Annotated in this window: 13 protein-coding genes; 3 read left to right on the top strand and 10 right to left on the bottom strand. The window is 70.6% G+C overall.

The genetic code is table 11. The features are described from left to right. Positions 1–6: 6 nt before the first annotated feature. The 3 genes from arc to FHR37_RS08670 form a co-directional block, all read right to left on the bottom strand. A complete protein-coding gene (arc, locus tag FHR37_RS08680) occupies positions 7–1,758 on the bottom strand; it encodes a proteasome ATPase (protein ID WP_175542833.1) in 1,752 nt (583 codons plus the stop codon). A gap of 344 nt (positions 1,759–2,102) precedes the next feature. Further along, complete coding sequence (locus FHR37_RS08675) at positions 2,103–3,122, bottom strand: tRNA (adenine-N1)-methyltransferase (protein ID WP_139239235.1); 1,020 nt, start codon at positions 3,120–3,122, stop codon at positions 2,103–2,105. Positions 3,123–3,166: 44 nt separating this feature from the next. Further along, on the bottom strand, positions 3,167–4,321 hold the full coding sequence (locus FHR37_RS08670; RefSeq protein ID WP_092890044.1) for a site-2 protease family protein: 1,155 nt from the start codon (positions 4,319–4,321) through the stop codon (positions 3,167–3,169). A 250-nt stretch (positions 4,322–4,571) separates the two neighbouring features. On the opposite strand from FHR37_RS08670, the gene FHR37_RS08665 reads away from it, so the two are divergent. The 3 genes from FHR37_RS08665 (at position 4,572) to FHR37_RS08655 (ending at position 7,655) form a co-directional block, all read left to right on the top strand. After that, positions 4,572–5,612, top strand: coding sequence for a RecB family exonuclease (locus FHR37_RS08665; protein ID WP_175542832.1), 1,041 nt, complete (start codon positions 4,572–4,574; stop codon positions 5,610–5,612). Positions 5,613–5,688: 76 nt separating this feature from the next. Further along, on the top strand, positions 5,689–6,951 hold the full coding sequence (locus FHR37_RS32980) for a sensor histidine kinase (RefSeq protein ID WP_139239234.1): 1,263 nt from the start codon (positions 5,689–5,691) through the stop codon (positions 6,949–6,951). After that, positions 6,948–7,655, top strand: a complete 708-nt coding sequence (locus FHR37_RS08655) for a response regulator (RefSeq protein WP_092890038.1) — start codon at positions 6,948–6,950, stop codon at positions 7,653–7,655. The genes FHR37_RS32980 and FHR37_RS08655 overlap by 4 nt, the downstream gene beginning before the upstream one ends. On the opposite strand, the gene FHR37_RS08650 is transcribed toward FHR37_RS08655, so the two are convergent. From FHR37_RS08650 to metH, 7 genes are all read right to left on the bottom strand, one after another. After that, positions 7,619–9,001: an MFS transporter gene (locus FHR37_RS08650; RefSeq protein ID WP_202818403.1), complete on the bottom strand. Its 1,383-nt coding sequence runs from the start codon at positions 8,999–9,001 to the stop codon at positions 7,619–7,621. The genes FHR37_RS08655 and FHR37_RS08650 overlap by 37 nt on opposite strands. A gap of 95 nt (positions 9,002–9,096) precedes the next feature. After that, the gene (locus tag FHR37_RS08645) at positions 9,097–10,425 is read right to left on the bottom strand and encodes an ABC transporter ATP-binding protein (protein ID WP_237769128.1); all 1,329 of its coding nucleotides are present in this window, start codon (positions 10,423–10,425) and stop codon (positions 9,097–9,099) included. Next, positions 10,409–11,491 carry an ABC transporter ATP-binding protein gene (locus tag FHR37_RS08640; protein ID WP_092890035.1) on the bottom strand — a complete coding sequence of 361 codons (1,083 nt, stop codon included), beginning with the start codon at positions 11,489–11,491 and terminating at the stop codon, positions 10,409–10,411. The genes FHR37_RS08645 and FHR37_RS08640 overlap by 17 nt, the downstream gene beginning before the upstream one ends. Continuing rightward, on the bottom strand, positions 11,488–12,606 hold the full coding sequence (locus FHR37_RS08635; RefSeq protein ID WP_092890032.1) for an ABC transporter permease: 1,119 nt from the start codon (positions 12,604–12,606) through the stop codon (positions 11,488–11,490). The genes FHR37_RS08640 and FHR37_RS08635 overlap by 4 nt, the downstream gene beginning before the upstream one ends. After that, positions 12,606–13,634: an ABC transporter permease gene (locus FHR37_RS08630; RefSeq protein WP_092890029.1), complete on the bottom strand. Its 1,029-nt coding sequence runs from the start codon at positions 13,632–13,634 to the stop codon at positions 12,606–12,608. The genes FHR37_RS08635 and FHR37_RS08630 overlap by 1 nt, the downstream gene beginning before the upstream one ends. A gap of 206 nt (positions 13,635–13,840) precedes the next feature. After that, positions 13,841–15,457 carry an ABC transporter substrate-binding protein gene (locus FHR37_RS08625; protein WP_139239233.1) on the bottom strand — a complete coding sequence of 539 codons (1,617 nt, stop codon included), beginning with the start codon at positions 15,455–15,457 and terminating at the stop codon, positions 13,841–13,843. Positions 15,458–15,751: 294 nt separating this feature from the next. Beyond that, positions 15,752–19,231, bottom strand: a complete 3,480-nt coding sequence (metH, locus tag FHR37_RS08620) for a methionine synthase (protein ID WP_092890022.1) — start codon at positions 19,229–19,231, stop codon at positions 15,752–15,754. Positions 19,232–19,447 lie beyond the last annotated feature (216 nt).

Genomic DNA, 19,447 nt, shown 5'->3' with positions numbered 1-19,447 from the left:
GGTTGGTCAGAGGTACTGGCCGGTGTTGGCGACCGTGTCGATCGAGCGACCGGCGTCGGCCCCCTCCTTGCCCTGGATGAGCGTACGGATGAAGACGATCCGCTCGCCCTTCTTGCCCGAGATCCGCGCCCAGTCGTCGGGGTTGGTCGTGTTGGGCAGGTCCTCGTTCTCCTTGAACTCGTCGACGCAGGCCTGCAGCAGGTGCTGGACGCGTACGCCCTTCTGCTGCAACTCGAGGAAGTCCTTGATGGCCATCTTCTTGGCCCGGCTGACGATGTTCTCGATCATGGCGCCGGAGTTGAAGTCCTTGAAGTACAGGACCTCCTTGTCGCCGTTGGCGTAGGTGACCTCCAGGAAGCGGTTTTCCTCCAGCTCGGAGTACATCCGCTCCACGGTGCGCTGGATCATGCCACTGACACAGGCGTCCCGGTTGCGGCTGAACTCGCCGAGATCGTCCTCGTGCAGCGGCAGGGTGGGAGTGAGGTACTTCGCGAAGATGTCCCGGGCGGCCTCGGCGTCGGGGCGCTCGATCTTGATCTTCACGTCCAGCCGGCCCGGCCGCAGGATCGCCGGGTCGATCATGTCCTCGCGGTTGGAGGCGCCGATGACGATGACGTTCTCCAGCCCCTCCACGCCGTCGATCTCCGACAGCAACTGCGGGACGATGGTGTTCTCCACGTCGGAGGACACGCCCGAGCCGCGGGTGCGGAAGAGCGAGTCCATCTCGTCGAAGAACACGATGACCGGTGTGCCCTCACTGGCCTTCTCCCGGGCCCGCTGGAACACCAGGCGGATGTGCCGCTCGGTCTCACCGACGTACTTGTTGAGCAGCTCCGGGCCCTTGATGTTGAGGAAGTAGCTCTTTCCCTCGGTCTTGGCGTCGCGCACCGCCACCTGCTTGGCGAGGGAGTTGGCCACGGCCTTGGCGATGAGCGTCTTGCCGCACCCGGGCGGACCGTACAGCAGTACGCCCTTCGGCGCCTTCAGCTCGTGCTCGCGGAAGAGGTCGGCGTGGAGGTAGGGCAGCTCCACCGCGTCGCGGATCTGCTCGATCTGGTTGCGCAGACCGCCGATGTCTTCGTACTGGATGTCGGGGACCTCTTCGAGGATCAGCTCCTCGACCTCGGTCTTGGGGATGCGTTCGTAGACGTAGCCGGAACGGGGCTCGAACAGCAGCGAGTCGCCGGCCCGGATCGGGGTGTCGCGCAGCGGCTCGGCGAGCCGCGCGATGCGCTCGTCGTCGGTGTGACCGATGACCAGCGCGCGGTCGCCGTCCTCCAGCAACTCCTTGAGCATGACGACTTCGCCGACCTGCTCGTAGGACAGTGCGCGAACGACGTTGAAGGACTCGTTGAGCATGACCTCCTGGCCCGGGCGGAGCTCGTCGAGGTCGATGCTGGGGCTGACCGTCACCCGGAGCTTGCGGCCACCGGTGTAGACGTCGGCACTGTCGTCGTCGTTTCGGTTGATGAAGATTCCGAAGCTCGCGGGCGGCTGGGCGAGTCGGTCCACCTCGTCCTTGAGGGTGACGATCTGCTCCCGGGCCTCCCGGAGCGTTCCCGCCAGGCGTTCGTTCTGTGCCGTGACGTTGGCCAGCATCGCCTGCGCCTCGGCGAGCCGCTGCTCGAGTTGCCGGCTGTCCCGCGGCTGCTCCGCGAGCCGGCGGCGCAGTGCCGCGACCTCTTCCTCGAGGTAGGTGACCTGGCTGGCGAGCTCGTCCGGCGAGCGCGCCTCGCGTCGGTCGTCTGGTGCGGGCACGTCCCTCACCTCCCCAGTCACTGTGCTTGTCCGCGCCCTGCGTGCAACCGCAGGAACGTGGATCTCGCTGGTGTCCGCGCCGAGCCGGTGCGCCGACGCCTCTGACCTTATATCTCCCCACCACCGACAGGTCACGCCCACAAGTCAGAACGTCACAAACCGATGGCGAATCGTGGCCGTTTCCTCCACGCCAGGGGCCTACGGCCTTCCACACTACGGGCCGTGGCCATCTTCGCCACCGGATTCGGCATCACATTCGGCATCACATTCGGCATCACATTCGGCGCCGCGTCCGCTTCGGCCGATCGTGGTGCCGGGGCGCGTCCCCGGCCCTGTGTTCGGGGTCAGTCCACCTGCTGGCCGGCGGGCCGCGGGCCGTCGTAGTTCTCGCCGTAGGCGCCGGGAGCCGGGCGGCGCCGGCGGCCGGGTGCGCTGACGCCGGGAGCGAGCCTGCGGGTGGTCACCAGGAAGCCGGTGTGACCGATCATCCGGTGGTCCGGCCGGATCGCCAGGCCCTCCACGTGCCAGGTGCGCACCATCGTCTCGCTCGCCTGGGGCTCGGTGAAGCCGCCGTGCGCACGCGCGGTCTCGACGGTCCGCCCGAGCTGTGTGGTGGTGGCGACGTAGCAGCACAGCACGCCACCGGGAACCAGCGCCTCGGCCGCCCAGTCGACGCACTCCCAGGGCGCGAGCATGTCCAGCACGATCCGGTCCACCCGTGGCCGGGTGGGGGCGCTCACCACGTCGCCCACGGTGAGATCCCACGTCGGCTGGGGGCCACCGAAGAAGCGCTCCACGTTGCGGCGTGCGACCGCGGCGAAGTCGTCGCGGCGCTCGTACGACGAGACCCGGCCGGCCGGGCCGACCGCGCGCAGCAGCGCACAGGTCAGCGAGCCCGAGCCCGCACCGGCCTCGACCACGTGCGCCCCCGGGAAGATGTCCGCGGCGACCAGGATCTGGGCGGTGTCCTTGGGGTAGACCACGGCCGCGCCGCGCGGCATGGAAAGGACGTAGTCGGACAGCAGGGGCCGCAACGCGAGATACGGGACGCCTCCGGTCGACTTGACCACGACTCCCTCGGGCCGGCCGATCAGGTCGTCCAGAACGATTCCACCGCGATGGGTGTGGAACGTCTTTCCCGGCTCCAGCGTGATCAGGTGCTTGCGACCTTTGTGGTCCTCCAGCCGGACCTGCTCCCCGGCCACCAGCGGCCGGGCGTCGGCGGCGTCCTCGGCCGGCTCGCCGGGCAGGTCGGTCGGGTCGCCGGGCAGGTCGGCCGGGTCGCCGGGCAGGTCGGTCGGGTCGCCGGCGGGGTCCGGCGCGGAGTCGGGGACGTGCTCGGCGGAGGGATCGGTCGCGGACATGACGGGCAGCGTAACCAGGAGGCCGGACCCGGGTTCGGGGCAGGTCAGGTGCGGGCCAGGGCCCCGTCGACGTCGGCGGTGGCGAGTACACCGAAGATCCGTCCGTCGGGCTCGACCAGGAGGTACTCCGTGGCCGGCGTGCCGCCCATCGCCCGGACCAGCGCCTCGCCGGTGAGGCGTACGTCGAGCACCAGTCCCGGCTCGATCCGGCGGGCGACGTCACCCACCGAGATCCACGGCCGCCGGTGCTCGGGAGTGGCCAGCACCGCGGCCTCGCTGACCAGACCGGTCGGGCGGCCGTCGCTGCCGACGACCACCAGCGAACCCGCATGCGTCTCCTGGGCTCGCCGGACCGCCTCCGACAGCGGGAGCTCCGACGGCACGGGGACGCCGCGCCGGGCGAGCGTGCGGGCGTGGATGGCGGGGAGCTTCCGCCTGATCTTCGCGCTCATCAGCGCCTGGCTGGAGCCGGCCCACATGAACATCGCCAGGAATACGCTCCACACGATGTGCAGCAGGCTCGGCGCCCCCCACGAGCTGGCGAGGAGAGTCCACGGCAGGAGCAGCACGACGGCGGCGACGACCCGGCCGGCCCACCCGGCGACGGCGGTGCCCAGATGCGGCTGCTTGGTCACCGCCCACACCCCCGCGCGCAGCATCCTGCCGCCGTCCAGCGGGAGCCCGGGCAGCAGGTTGAACAGGCCGACCAGCAGGTTTGCCCAGGCGAGCTGGAACAACGCGAGCTCGAGCAGGGCAGGCCCGGACACCGCGGTGTGGCCGAGCGCGGCCAGGCCGGCGATCCCCAGCGAGGTGAGCGGACCGACCACGGCGACGGCGAACTCCCGCCACGGCGTCTGCGGCTCGCTCTCGATCTCGGACAGGCCGCCCAGGAACTGCAGCGTGATCGCGCGGACCGGCAGGTCGAACTTCCTGGCCACCAGGACGTGGGCGATCTCGTGCACCAGGACCGAGGCGTAAAGGAGGACGGCGAAACCGAGCGCCGCCACGAACGACCAGACACCGAGGCCGGGCACCTGCTCCTCGACCACCGGCCGGAAGACGTACGCGATCAGCAGAGCGACCAGGATCCAGGACGGGTTGACGTAGACGGGAACCCCGACAACCCGCGCGATCTGGACCGCGCCCGGCCGGCGCTGCGCCTCCCGGGACGGGTTGTTCTTCTCCACGTCGTGCACCATCGCCTGTCTCAGCCTGCTTCCGTCGGGGTGCGCGGACTCGACGTCCGGCGAACGACCAGGTCACGTGGGATGTTCCCGAGGGATCCTCCCCGGCCCGGCACCCGCCTCGGTCCGGCCGCCCTCGCGCCGCGGGCGAGGGGACACGTTACCGCCTGCACCTGACCGGCGGCGCGGTCGCGGGCGGAGCGGCGCGGATCGGACACCTGCTCGTCCGCGGGGCTGTCGGTGGGGTGTCCTACGCTTTCGGGCCATGACCACAGCGGGCGAGGCGGCGACCACGACGGTGACCACGAACGCCAACGGCGACTCCGGGAACCCGCCCGGCAACTCCGGCGGAGACACCGGCGGGACCGCCGCCGCGAGCGCGGCGGCCGGCGCCGGACGCGGCCGGGCCGACGACCCGCGGCCGATGCTCCCGCTCGCGGTGCTGTCACCTTCCCGGGCCAGCGACTTCCTCACCTGTCCACTGCGTTACCGCTTCCGGGTGATCGACCGGCTGCCGGAGCGGCCGAGCCCGGAGGCCACCCGGGGCACGGTGGTGCACGCCGTTCTGGAGCGGCTGTTCGACCTGCCCGCCGGTGGGCGCACGATCGAGGAGGCCTGCACACTGGTCCGCCCGCAGTGGGACCGGCTGGTCGAGGCCGAGCCCGAGCTGTCGGAGCTGTTCGGCGACGAGGAGGGCGGGTTCGACCCCGAGCGGCTGGAGAGTTTCCTCGCCGGCGCGCGGGGACTGCTCGACCGCTACTTCACGCTGGAGGACCCGACCCGGCTGGAGCCCGCCGAGCGGGAGATGTACGTCGAGTGCGAGCTGGACTCCGGCCTGCGGCTGCGGGGGTACATCGACCGGCTCGACGTCGCGCCCGACGGAGCGCTGCGCGTCGTCGACTACAAGACAGGGCGGGCACCCGGGCCGGGTTACGAGCAGCGGGCGATGTTCCAGATGCGCTGCTACGCGCTGATGCTGTGGAGGCTGCGAGGTGTCGTACCCCGCCTGCTGCAGCTGGTCTATCTCGGCAGCGGCGACGTGCTGCGTTACTCCCCCGACGAGGCCGACCTGCGCGCCACCGCCCGCAAGCTGCAGGCGCTGTGGAACGCCATCGAACGCGCGCACACCACCGGCGAGTGGCGAGCCAGTCCCGGCCCGCTGTGCGACTGGTGCGACCACAAGTCGCGGTGCCCTGCCTGGGGTGGAACTCCTCCCCCGCTGCCCGCACCTGCCGACACCGATCCGATGCCGACGCAGGACACCTCCGAGGCCCCGTCACCGCACGCGTCCGCGGTCGACCTCTAGGAGACGCCCCGGCGACCTCTGGCAACCTCCGGAACCTGGGGGTGGCCCCGTGAACCCGGCCGCCTACGCTCGGACCGTGCGCGGTGCCGCTGTCCGAGACTGGCTTCGAGGCCGCCCCGACCTGGTGGACGGGGCGGTCGCGTTCGTGCTCGTGATCGCCAGCGTCGCCGGGCTGAGCTACCGCTCCTACGCCGGGATCACGTTCCGCCCGGCGGACGCCTGGGGGCTGGTGCTCGCCGTCCTGGTCGCCGCGCCGCTCGCCCTGCGCCGGCGGTTCCCGGTGACGGTCGCGGTGATCGTGATCTCCGCGTACATGACGCTCGGTTTCGCCGGCTACAGCTCCTCCGTCGGCTCGGTGGCCGCCCTGCTGGTGATCTACACCGTCGGCGTGCACAGCACCGCGGCCCGCAGCCTCGCGATCACCGTGGCGACGACCATCGCCTCGATCGTCTTCCTGTACGTGAAACGGGACGCCTACGCCTCGATCGGCATGACGTTCGACGCGATCACGGTCGGCCTGCAGGTCCTCGTATACGGCGGCATGTGGAGCATCGCCCGCGCCATGCGTGCCCGCCGTCGCTACCTGGTCGCGCTCGAGGACCGTGCCAGCCGGCTGGAGCGCGCCGCCTCCGCGGAGGTCCGCGCGGCGCTGGCGGAGGAACGCGCCCGGATGGCCAGGGAACTGCACGACGTGGTGGCCCACCACGTGAGCGTGATGACGGTGCAGGCAGCCGCCGCGCGGAGGACGATCACCCGGGCACCCGAGCGCAGCGTGGAGGCCATGCGGGCGGTCGAGGAGACCGGGCGGGAGGCGTTGGAGGAGATGCGCCGTATCGTCGGTGCGCTCCGCGCCGCCGACGAGGACGGGACGGACGGCAGCGTCCAGATGTCCCCGCGTACCGGAGTCGCCGAACTCGGGCCGCTGCTGGACCGGGCGAGGGAGGCCGGCCTGCAGGTCGAGCTCACCGTGGTCGGCGAGCCCCGCCCCCTGACGTCCAGCGTCGACCTGGCGATCTTCCGGGTGGTCCAGGAGTCGTTGACGAACACCCTCAAACACGTCGGCCCCACCCGGGCGGCCGTGCTGGTGCGGTACGAACCCGAGGCGGTCGTCGTGGGCGTCACCGACGACGGCAGTCCACGGCGCGGCCCGTCGAACCGGACGGACAACGCCGAGCGACTCGACCACGGACTCGGGCACGGACTTGTCGGCATGCGCGAACGCGTGACGTTGAACGGAGGCACCTTGTACACGGGTACCCGGATGGTCGGTGGGTTCGAGGTGCTTGCCACCCTGCCGTTGACCGATGCCGGCACGACGGCGAACGAGGTGCCGGCGTGACGCCGGCCGAGGAGCGACCGGTGTCGCCGGGTACGCCGGTCCGCGTGCTGTTGGTGGACGACCAGCCACTGCTGCGGACGGGGTTCCGGATGATCCTCGAGTCCGAGCCGGACGTCGTGGTGGTCGGCGAGGCCGGTGACGGGCAGAAGGCGGTCACGGAGGCCCGTGCCCTGCAACCGGACGTCGTCCTGATGGACATCCGGATGCCCCGGATGGACGGCGTGGAGGCCACCCGGCTCATCACCGGCACCGAACGCGGCGGGACCGTCCGGGTGCTGGTGCTCACCACGTTCGACCTCGACGAGTACGTCGTGGAAGCGCTGCGCGCCGGCGCCTCCGGATTCCTGCTGAAGGACGTCCCACCGGAGGACCTGGCCGAGGCCATCCGCATCGTGGCCCGGGGTGAGGCGGTCGTCGCACCGACCGTGACCCGGCGGCTGCTCGACCGGTTCGCGACCGTGCTGCCGTCGGCGAGCAAGGAGTCGGCGAAGGAGCTCGCCCACCTCACCGACCGCGAACGCGAGGTGTTGCGGTTGATGTCGCGGGGCATGTCCAACGCCGAGATCGCCGGCGAGCTGTACGTCTCGGAGACGACGGTGAAGACCCACGTCGGCAACGTGCTGGCCAAGCTGGGGCTGCGGGACCGCGTACAGGCGGTGGTGTTCGCCTACGAGAGCGGGCTGGTGCTTCCCGGCGGACGGTGAGGTCCCTCCGGGCGCGGGCGGAAGGCGGCGAGCACCACCAGGGGCGCGACGGCGATCAGCCCGGCGACGAACGCGACCAGGACGTATCCCCCACCGGCGAACACCGCTCCGGAGGCCAGGCCGGCCGACGCCGACGAGCCCCACACCACCGCGTCCACCGCACCCTGGACCTGGCTGCGCACCCGGGCCGGCAGCTCCCGGCTCAGGATCGCGCTGCCACCGACGAAGCAGAGGTTCCAGCCGTAGCCGAGCAGGAACAACGCCACCGGGATCCCCACGGTGTGCGACGTGGGTGCCGCCATGGCCAGCGCGGCGGAACCGATCAGCACACCGGCCCCGGCACTGGTCACGGTCCGGCCGCCGAGCCGGTCGGTGAGGCGTCCGGACAGCGGCGACAGTGCGAACATCCCGGCCAGATGCGCGGTGAGCACCCAGCCCACGACGTCCAGCCCCTGCCCGTGCCGGTGCAGCTGCAGCGGGGTCATCGTCATCACCGCGACCATCGCCAGCTGGGCCGACACCATGCCCGCCAGCGCCACCCGCACCGCCGGCAGTCGCAGGACGCGGCCGACCTCACCGGACCGAGGGCGCTCCCGGTCGCGCGGGTCGCCCCGGCCGGTCCGGGGCAACAGACCGGCCACCACCAGGGCCGCGCCGGTGGTGAGGATCGCAAGCACGTAGGTGCCGGCGTACGCCGGGATCCCTGCGCGTGCGGACAGGTGTGCCGCGGGCGCGATCAGGGCCGGCCCGACGAGCGCGCCGACGGTGCTGCCCCACACCACCAGGCTGAGGACGAATGCCTTGCGGTCGGCCGGATGCAGGTCGGCCACCGCGTAGCGGGACAGCTGGGCGCCGCCGTTGCCGATGCCGAGCAGCAGCATTCCCACCGCCAGCAGGGGAAGCACCGCCGCCCCGACCGCGACGGCACCGACCAGGGCACCGAGCGCGGCGACTGCGTAGCCGGTCCGGAGCCCGGTCCGCCGGCCGCGGTTGCGCATGAGCGCGGACAACCCGAGCGCACCCAGCGCCGTGCCGACGACGCCGGCGGCGCTCGGCACGCCGCTCCACGCGGCGCCGTACCTGTCGCTGGCGAGCAGGCTGCCGACGGTGCCGGCGGGCACCATCGAGACGTTCATCAACACGACGCCCGTGACCAGCGCGACCGTCGACCTGCGCCGGGTGCGTACGTCGAGTAGGGCCGAAGTGTCGGCAGAGTCAGAGGAGTCGGCAGAGGCGGACGGATCCGCCGGGTCGGCAGGGTCCGCGGGTGGCTCGGCAGCGATGCCGAGCCGACCGGGACGGGCCGAGCCTTCCGCGGAGTCGGAGTCGGAGTCGGATGCGGACACGACGCAGAGCCTAGAGCTCCCCGCCGACAGTGCCCGGGCGGCCGCCGTACGACCTGCTCACGGCAGGAGTACGGGGTGGCTCGTACGCCAGTCGGTCAGTACAGGTGACAGGCGACGTCGACGCCGTCGGCCAGCCGCAACCGCGGGTCCTCGCCGTCGTGGAAGTCCACCACGACCCCGTCACCTTCGACCTCGATGCTTCGCACGCCACGCCACAGCGGCTCGTCCGGGTCGGCGGAGCGCACGCGTTCCAGCAACGCCCTGACGTCCTCGGGCGCCTTCCCCCGGCCGGGCCGCAGGACCGCACGGTGCCCGGGCCGGGCGAGTTCGTCGAGGTTGCCGACGACGTCGCGTTCGGCCGCGTAGGTCTCCTCGTCCAGCCCCAGCCAGTGTTCCTCCAGCAGGGTCCGCAGGTCGCGGCTCTCCCAGCCACACCGGTCGAACGCGGCCGGGCAGCGCGGGTGGAACGAGCACCCCAGCGGTGGTGCGGCGGCGTCCGGGATCTCCCCGCGCGGCAGGTCGCGCGGCACCGTGCTGCTCGGGTCGGGCTCGGGGATCGCGCGGAGCAACGCCTTGGTGTACGGGTGTTTGGGTGCTGCGAAGATCTCCTCGGTGGGGCCGATCTCGACCACCCGGCCGAGGTACATGATCGCCACCCGGTCGCAGAAGAACTTCGCCGTGGCCAGGTCGTGGGTGATGTAGACGTAGGTGAGGTCGAGGCGGCTCTTCAGCTCCAGCATCAGCTCGAGGATCTTGGCCCGCACGCTCATGTCCAGCATCGAGATCGGCTCGTCGGCGACCAGTAGCTCCGGGTCGAGGATGACCGCCCGCGCCATCACGGCACGCTGCTTCTGCCCACCGGACAGGTCGCTCGGGTACTTCGTCAGGAACCGCTCCACCGGCGCCAGCCCGACGGCCTCCAGCGCCCTGACCACCATCGCCCGGCGTTCGGCCCTGCCGTTCGCCAGCTTGTGGATGCGCAGCGGGTCACCGACCGCGGTCTCGATGTCCATGGACGGGTTGAGCGCCGCGCTCGGGTCCTGGAACACCATCTGCAGCTTGCGGCGCAGCGGGCGCAGCCGGCGTTCGGACAGTTCGCCGAGGTCGTTGTCCCGGTAGTGGATCGAGCCGCCGGTCGGGCGGACCAGGCCGAGCAGCGCCCGGCCGAGGGTGGTCTTCCCGCTGCCGGACTCCCCCACCAGGCCGAGAACCTCGCCCTGGTGGAGCTGGAACGACACACCGTCCACAGCGCGTACGACGGAGCCGCCTCCGCCGAACATCCGGCCCAGGGAGCTGCCCTGCAGGGCGTAGTGCACCTCGAGGTCGCGGACGTCCATCAGGACCTCGCGCTCGGCGAGCGGCGGCGAGGCGACCCCGACCGCGCTCGTGGGTTCGGGCTTCGTGGGCTCAGGCTTCGTCGGCAACGCTGATCTCCTCCCGGACCAGGGGCGCGGTGCCCTCCTCGGTCAGCAGCTCCGCGGGCCCGTGCAACCAGCACGCGACCCGGGTGCCCTCCGGCGTACGGACCTCCACCGGGTCCTGGCGCGGGCAGGCCGCCATCGCGTCCGGGCAGCGGGGATGGAACGTGCATCCGCCGGGCGGCTCGACCAGGTCCGGCGGGGCGCCCGGGATGTAGTGCAGCCCGGTGGTCTGCAGCGAGATCGTCGAGCGCAACAGCTCGCGGGTGTAGGGGTGACGCGGCCGGGCGAACACCTCGCGGGCGTCGCCCTCCTCGGCGATGTGCCCGGCGTACATCACCGCCACCCGGTCACACGCCTCGGCCACGATGCCGAGGTTGTGGGTGATCAGCAGCAGCGCGGTGTCGAAGTTGCGGCGCAGGTCGGCGAGGATGCCGATGATCTGCGCCTCCACCAGGACGTCCAGCGCGGTGGTGGGTTCGTCGGCCACCACGAACCTCGGCCGCAGCACCAGCGCGAGCGCGATCATGATCCGCTGCCGCATGCCGCCGGAGAACTCGTGCGGGTACGCGCGGTAGCGCGAGGGCGGGATTCCCATCCCGCGCAGGGTTTCGATCGAACGTCGCCGGATCTCCTCCTTGCCCAGACCCGGCTCGTGCGTCCGCAGCGTCTCCTCGAAGTGCTCGCTGACCCGCATCAGCGGGTTGAGCCGGGTCAGCGGCTCCTGGAAGATCATGCCGAGCTCGGGCCCGCGCAGCCGTTCCAGCTCCCGCCGGCCACAGGTGAGCAGGTCGCGGCCCTCGAACTCGATCTCGCCGTCGGCCTTGGCGCCGGGCGGCAGCAGCCCGAGCACTCCGCGGCCGAGGGTCGACTTGCCGCAGCCGGACTCACCGACCAGGCCGAGCGTCTCACCCGGACGCAGGTCGAACGAGACGCCGTCGACCGCGCGCACCGGGCCGCGCTCGGTGCCGTACCAGACCCGCAGGTCGTGTACGGACAGGACCGGTGCGTCCGGACCCCTGCCCGATTCGGTGTGCCGGTCCCTGCCCGGGTTGGTCGTCGCCGCGTTCACTTGGCACCCTCCTCCGAGCCGGCAGGCTCCTTGCCGGTAAGCGCATCCGGCCGCGCATCCGAAGGGGCATCAGACCGGGCTCCCGAAGGGGCACCCCTGCCCGCATCGGATCCGGCCGGCGCACCGGCGCCGGCCCTGCGCGGCGGCAGCACCACCGGGACGAGCCGGCGTACCCGCAACGTCGGGTTCAGCGTCTCGTTCAGCCCCTCGCCGACGAACGTCAGCGCCATCACCAGCACCACGATCGCGAGCCCGGGGAACACCCCGGTCCACCAGATGCCCGACGCCGCGTCGTCCATGGCGCGGTTGAGGTCGTATCCCCACTCGGCCGCGTCGGTCGGCTGGATGCCGTACCCAAGAAAGCCCAGCGCGGCGAGCGTGCCCACCGCGTCCGCGGCGTTCAGGGTGGCGATCACCGGAACGCTCTGCACGACGTTGGTGAACAGGTAGCGGGACATGATCGTGTGCGGCGGTGCGCCCAGCGCGCGGGCGGCCTCGACGTAGGTCGCCTGTTTCGCACTCACCGTGCTGTTGCGTACGACCCGGAAGTACTGCGGGATGTAGACCGCGGTGATCGCCGCGGCCGCCGTCGTCACCCCGCCGCCGAGCGAGTCCGACAGCAGGAACGCGACCACGATCGCCAGCAGCAGATAGGGGAACGCGAACAGCGCGTCCATCACCAGCACCAGCACGCGGTCCAGCCAGCCGCCGACGAAACCGGCGACCAGGCCGAGAACCACGCCGATCACGATCGTCAGCACCAGCGAGAGGACGACGACCTTGAGTTCGGTCCGCGCGCCCCACACCACGCGGGAGAACACGTCGAAGGTCTGCACGCTCGTACCGAACAGGTGGTCACCCGACGGCGCCGCCTGCTTGGGGAAACGGCCGCCGCCGTCGCTCACCTGGTCGAAGTCGTACGGCGCCACCAGCGGCGCGAAGATCGCCACCAGCGCGATCAGCGCGGTGAGCACCGTGCCGACGACCAGCATCGCCCGGGCCACCCCGGCGGACTGGCGGTACGGCGTGGCCACGACGGCGACGACGCGGCCGGGCAGCGAGCGGCGCGAGGAGGTGATCGGTCCGCCCGACTGGACGGTCGGGGTGATCGCCATCAGTACCTCACCCTCGGGTCGATGAACGCGTTGATCAGGTCGATGAGCAGGCTGATCCCCACCACGACGAGGGCGAAGATGGTCATGATGCCCTGTACGGCAACGTAGTCGCGGGCGTTGATGTACTGCACCAGTTGCGATCCGAGGCCCGGCCAGCTGAACGTCGTCTCGGTGAGGATCGCACCGCCCAGCGACAGCGCCGCCTGCAGGCCCAGCACCGTGACGAACGGCACCATGGCGTTGCGGAACGCATGCTGGAAGACCACCCGGCGCTCGGCGATGCCGCGGGCCCGGGCCGCCTCCACGTAGTCGTCGCGCAGCGTCTGGGCGACGTTGACCCGGATCAGCCGGATGAACACGCCGGTGATCAGCAGGCCCAGCGTGACCGCCGGCATCACCAGGTGTTTCAGCCCGTCGACGAACGACTTCGTGTCACCGGCCAGCAGTGCGTCGAGGAGGAAGATGTGGGTGACCGGCTCGACCGTCAGCTGGGCGATCGGGCTGGCCTGCTGCCCCGACGGCAGCCAGCCGAGCTTGCCGGTGAAGATGATGATCGCCACCACGCCGACGAAGAAGACCGGCGCGGCGTAGGTGAAGACACCGAAGACCCGGATCGCCACGTCGGCGAGTGAGTCGCGGTAGCGCGCGGCCAGCAGGCCGAGCGGGATGCCGATGAGGCAGGCCACCACCAGGGCCGACAGCGTGAGGCTCAACGTGGCCGCGCCGTTGACCAGCAGGATGTTCGTGATCGGCCGGTTGTCGCTGACGGCCGTACCGAAGTCACCGGTGAAGATGCGGCTGAGGTAGTGCCAGTACTGCACGAGGATCGGGTCGTCGTACCCGCCCGCCGCGCGCCGCCTGGCGAGCTCGGCCGCCGGCAACCGGCCGCCGAGAGCCGCCGAGACCGGGTCGCCGGGAGCGACCCGCAGCAGCAGGAACACCAACGTGAGCAGGACGAACACGTTGGGAATCACCAGGAGGAGGCGGATGGCGAGATACCTCCGCAACGACCCTGATCGGCCGGCCATGCCAAGCCACCTGACCTTTCCGTGCGAACGACTCGGCGGGCACCGGGGCCGAACTCGAGGCGAGCTCGGCCCGAACTCTCACTCGGTGCTTTCGGCCCCCCGCGCGGACACGAGAGCATGTGCGTCAACCCGGTCCTGACAGACCGGCACCGGTGGTCCGCCGCGCACGCCTGCGCGCGGCGGACTCACCGGAGGTGGCGCTGCGCCTACTTCGCCTTGCTCGCGTCGACCAACCAGAACCGGAAGGTGTACAGCGGGTCGAAGGTGTCCTTGACTCCGGTCACGCCGTCGCGCACGGCGGCGATCATGTTGTCCTGCCACAGCGGGATCAGCGGGACGTCCTCGGTGGCGATCGTCTGGATCTGCGAGAAGGCCTGCTGCCGCTTCTGCGGGTCAGGGGTGGACTTCTCCTGGGTCAGCAGCTTGTCCATCTGCGGGTTGGAGTAGCCGTAGCCCGCGCCGATGAAGTTGTTCTTGGCGTAGAAGGGCGACAGGTAGTTGTCGGTGTCGGGGAAGTCGGGGTACCACCCGAGCTGCCAGCCGTCGTAGGCGCCGGCCGCGTAGTCCTTCTTGTACTGCTCCCACGACGCCGACTTCAGCGAGATCTTGAACAGGCCGCCCTCTTCGAGCTGGCGCTTGATCTCGGCGTACATGTCGGCCGAGGCCTCGCCGTAGTGGTCGGGGCTGTACCACAGCTGGGCGGTCACCGGAGTCTTCACACCGGCCTTGCTCAGCAGGCTCTTGGCCTTGGCCAGGTCGGGCTTGTCACCGAAGACGGACTTGAACTTCTCGTCGTGCCCGGGCAGGCCCTTGGGGACCATCGTGTACAGCGGGGTCACCGTGTTGTTGTAGACACCGCTCGCGATGGACTGCCGGTCCAGCAGGGCCGCCGCGGCCTGGCGCACCTCGGCCTTGGCGAAGGGGCCCTTCTTGTTGTTGAAGGCGACGTACTGGATGCCGGTGCCCGCGCCCTTGACGACCTTGACCTTCTTGGCCGCGCCGTTCTGCTCCAGGTCCTTCAGCAGCGTGGGGGTGAGCGTGCGGTAGGCCACCTGGACCTCGCCGCTCTCCACCGCGCTCTTCAGGCTCTTCTCGTCCTTGTAGACCTGGATGAGCACCTTGGAGTTGGAGAGCTTCTTCTCGCCGTGGTAGTTGGCGTTCGGCTCCAGCACGATCTGCTGGGACGGGTCGTACTTCGTCACCTTGTACGGCCCGGAGCCGATGATCTTGTCGTTGCCCATCGGCTGCAGCTTGTCGGCGGGGTACTTCTCGTCCGGCACGATCGAGGCGGCCGCGGTGGTGAGGCGGAACGGCCAGGTCGCGTCGGCGAACTTCAGGTGGAAGACCGCGGTCTGGGCGTCCTTCGCCTCGGTGGAGGCGAGCTGGTCGGCGAAGATGCTGGACGGCCCGTTGGGGTCGGCGATCTTCAGCATCCGGTCGAAGGTGAACTTCACGTCCTTGCTCGTCAGCGGGCTGCCGTCGGAGAACTTGAGGTTCTTCTTCAGGGTGCAGGTGTAGGTCTTCGGGTCGGTGAACTCACACTTCTCGGCCGCGTCCGGCTTCGGGGTGCTCCCACCCGGCGGGATCGACAGCAGCGTCTGCGCGGAGTTGTAGAGGATCTCCCAGCCCGGGTTGTCGTAGGAGCCGGACGGGTCCACCGTGCCGAAGGCGTCGGTCGTACCGAAGACCAGGGGCGCCTTGCCGGCGCCGTTGCCGCCGCTGTCGGTGTCGCTGCCGGACTGACTGCCGCACGCGGTGACGGCAAGGGCCAGCGCACCGCCCGCCGCCAGCACCCGCACCATCCGGCCGGTGAATGGTCGCATTTTCCACCTCATCGTCAAGGGAAGGCCCGGAGCGGCCCGCCCCGCACCATAGCCGCCTGTGACCGGCTACGGAATGTCAGACCTCTCACGTTGGCGTAGCGATTGCACAACAAATCCCCGGAAGTACGCAGAGTACGCCGGAAGTACGGCGGGTAACCGTGCTCGCGACCGGGAGATCCACGTCGCTGTCCACGACGAACGGCCGGGTGCCGACGCCTGAGCGTGCACGCCACCCGGCCGGTTCGTCACGATCCGAGACAGTCTGCGAGGGTGACCCGTCCGTCTCGGTGACGATCAGGTGTTGAAGTACTTCGCCTCGGGGTGGTGGAGGACGATCGCGTCGGTCGACTGCTCCGGGTGCAGCTGGAACTCCTCCGACAGGGTGACGCCGATCCGCTCCGGCCGCACCAGCTCCACGATCTTGGCCCGGTCCTCCAGGTCGGGGCACGCGCCGTACCCCAGCGAGAACCGCGCGCCGCGGTAGCCGAGCTTGTGGATCATCGCCTGCAGGTCGGTGGCGTCGTCGTCACCGGCGTACCCCAGCTCGGCCCGGATCCGGGCGTGCCAGTACTCCGCCAGCGCCTCCGCCAGCTGCACCGACAGGCCGTGCAACTCGAGGTACTCGCGGTAGTGGTTGCCGGCGAACAGCTTCGCCGTCTCCTCACCGATCCGCGAGCCGATCGTCACCACGCTGAAGCCGACGACGTCGGTCTCCCCCGACTCCTCGGGCCGGAAGAAGTCCGACAGGCACAGGTGCCGGTCGCGCTTTTGCCGGGGGAAGGTGAACCGGCAGCGTTCGGCGCCGCCGTCGCCGAGCACGACCAGGTCGTCGCCCTTGGCCACCGCCGGGAAGTAGCCGTAGACCACCGCGGCCTCCAGCAGCCCCTCGGTCTGCACGCGGTCCAGCAGCGCCCGAAGCCGCGGCCGTCCCTCGGTCTCCACCAGCTCGTCGTAGCTCGGCCCGTCCTTCCCGCGGCCGGGCTTGAGGCCCCACTGGCCGAGGAAGAGCGCCCGCTCGTCCAGCATCGACGCGTAGTCGGCCAGCGGGATGCCCTTGACCACCCGGTCACCCCAGAACGGCGGGGTGGGTACGGGGTTGTCGGTGCTCACGTCGGACCGCGCGGGCATGTCCTCCGGCGCGGTCTCGGTCACCTTGGCCGCGCTGACCCGCCGCTTGCGCAGGGCGGGCAGCTCCGCGCCGGGCACGCCGCGCTTCACCCCCATCACGGCGTCCATCAACCGCAGCCCCTCGAAGGCGTCCCGGGCGTAGCGGACCTCACCGTCGTACATCTCGGCGAGGTCCTGCTCGACGTAGCTGCGGGTCAGCGCCGCACCACCGAGCAGGACGGGCCACTTGTCCGCCTTGCCGCGGGTGTTGATCTCCTGGAGGTTCTCCTTCATGATCACGGTGCTCTTGACCAGCAGACCGGACATCCCGATGGCGTCCGCGCGGTGTTCCTCGGCGGCGTCCAGGATGAGGTTGACCGGCTGCTTGATGCCGAGGTTGACGACGTTGTAGCCGTTGTTGGAAAGGATGATGTCGACGAGGTTCTTGCCGATGTCGTGGACGTCGCCCTTGACGGTGGCCAGCACGATCGTGCCCTTGCCCTCGTCGTCGGTCTTGTCCATGTGCGGCTCGAGGTAGGCGACCGCGGCCTTCATCACCTCGGCGGACTGCAGCACGAACGGCAGCTGCATCTGGCCGCTGCCGAACAGCTCGCCGACCACCTTCATGCCGGAGAGCAACTCGTCGTTGACAATCTCCAGCGCGGGCCGGCCACCGTCCAGCGCCTCCTGCAGGTCGGCCTCCAGGCCGTTCGCCTCGCCGTCGACGATGCGCCGCTGCAGGCGTTCGCCCAGCGGGAGGGCCGCGAGCTCCTGCGCCCGGCTCTCCTTGGTGTCGGACGTCTTCACCCCGGCGAAGAGCTCCAGCAGCCGCGTCAGGGGGTCGTACCCCTCCCGCCGGCGGTCGTAGACCAGGTCCAGGGCGACCTCGCGGTGCTCCTCCGGGATCCGGGCGATCGGCAGGATCTTGCTGGCGTGCACGATGGCGGCGTCCAGGCCGGCCTGCACACACTCGTGCAGGAAGACGGAGTTGAGCACCTGCCGGGCCGCGGGGTTGAGCCCGAAGGAGATGTTCGACAGCCCCAGCACCGTCTGGACGTCGGGGTGCGCCTGCTTCAGCCGGCGGATGGCCTCGATGGTCTCGATGCCGTCCTTACGGCTGTCCTCCTGTCCGGTGGCCAGGGTGAACGTCAGGCAGTCGACGAGGATGTCGGACTCGTTCATCCCCCACTGCCCGGTGAGGGTGCCGATGAGGCGCTCGGCGATGGCGAGCTTGGTGTCCGCCGTACGCGCCTGGCCCTCCTCGTCGATGGTGAGCGCGACCACCGCGGCGCCGAACTCGCGCACCAGCGGCATGATCTGGGCGAACCGGCTCTCCGGTCCCTCGCCGTCCTCGAAGTTGACGGAGTTGATCGCGCACCGGCCGCCGAAGGCCTCCAGGCCCGCCTCCAGCACCGGCGGCTCGGTGGAGTCCAGCATGATCGGCAGCGTGGAGGCGGTGGCCAGCCGGGACGCGATCTCGCGCATGTCGGCGACGCCGTCGCGGCCCACGTAGTCGACACACAGGTCGAGGATGTGCGAGCCGTCCCGGATCTGGGCCCGGGCGATGTCGACGCAGTCCTCCCAGCGGCCGGCGACCATCGCCTCGCGGAACGCCTTGCTGCCGTTGGCGTTGGTGCGTTCGCCGATGGCGAGGTACGACGTGTCCTGCCGGAACGGCACGTGCTGGTAGAGGCTGGACGTGCCCGGGTCCCGCTGGGGGGTACGGGGTGCGAGCTCGCGCCCGCCGACCCGCTCGACGACCTGGCGGATGTGCTCGGGGGTGGTGCCGCAGCACCCGCCCACCAGCGCCAGTCCGTAGTCGGCGACGAAGCTCTCGTGCGCGTCGGCGAGCTCCTCCGGCGACAGGGGGTACCGCGCGCCGTCGGAGGTGAGCTCGGGCAGCCCGGCGTTGGGCATGCAGGACAGCAGGGTGGCGGAGTGCCGGGCGAGGTAGCGCAGGTGCTCGCTCATCTCCGCCGGACCGGTCGCGCAGTTGAGCCCGATCACGTCGACGCCGAGCGGCTCCAGCGCGGTCAGCGCGGCGCCGATCTCCGATCCGAGCAGCATCGCGCCGGTGGTCTCCACGGTGACCGAGGCGATCACCGGCACGTCGGCGCCGAGCTCGGCGATGGCCCGCTTGGCGCCGAGGATCGCCGCCTTGGTCTGCAGCAGGTCCTGGGAGGTCTCGATGATGAGCGCGTCGGCGCCGCCCTCGATCAGCCCGGCGGCGTTCAGTTGGTACGCGTCGCGCAGGACGGCGTACGGCGCGTGTCCGAGCGAGGGCAGCTTGGTGCCCGGCCCCATCGAGCCCAGCACCCACCGGGGCCGGTCGGGAGTGGAGTAGGCGTCGGCGACCTCGCGGGCCAGCCGGGCGCCGGCCAGGGACAGCTCGTGGACGCGGTCCGCGATGCCGTACTCACTCAGCGCGGCGAAGTTGGCGCCGAAGGTGTTGGTCTCCACACAGTCCGAGCCGGCCTGGAAGTAGGGCTCGTGCACCGACCGCACGATGTCCGGCCGGGTGACGTTGAGGACCTCGTTGCAGCCGTCGTGGCCCTCGAAGTCCTCCAGCGTGGGGTCGTGGGCCTGCAGCATCGTTCCCATCGCGCCGTCCGCCACGAGGACGCGCTCACGAAGCGCCTGACGAAAGGTGGCGGAGGTGTTGCTCACGATGGTCGCTCCTTGTTGATCGGCTGATCGGGACAGACCGCCACCAGCGTACCCGGACGTCCACCCATCGGACCGCGTTCTTGGACTCCGAGATCTTGGACTCCGAGATCACTCACGGGTGGCGCTCGGCACGTCGCGACGTGCGTGCGGCGAAGCCACGTAGGCTATCGGAGGCGGTGTCGGGAGGGTCCGGCATAGTTGGCGGGACCGGCATTG

The sequence above is a fragment of the Actinopolymorpha cephalotaxi genome (assembly GCF_013408535.1).
Taxonomy (GTDB): Bacteria; Actinomycetota; Actinomycetes; order Propionibacteriales; family Actinopolymorphaceae; genus Actinopolymorpha; species Actinopolymorpha cephalotaxi.
This window is presented reverse-complemented; position numbering and strand designations above follow the sequence as displayed.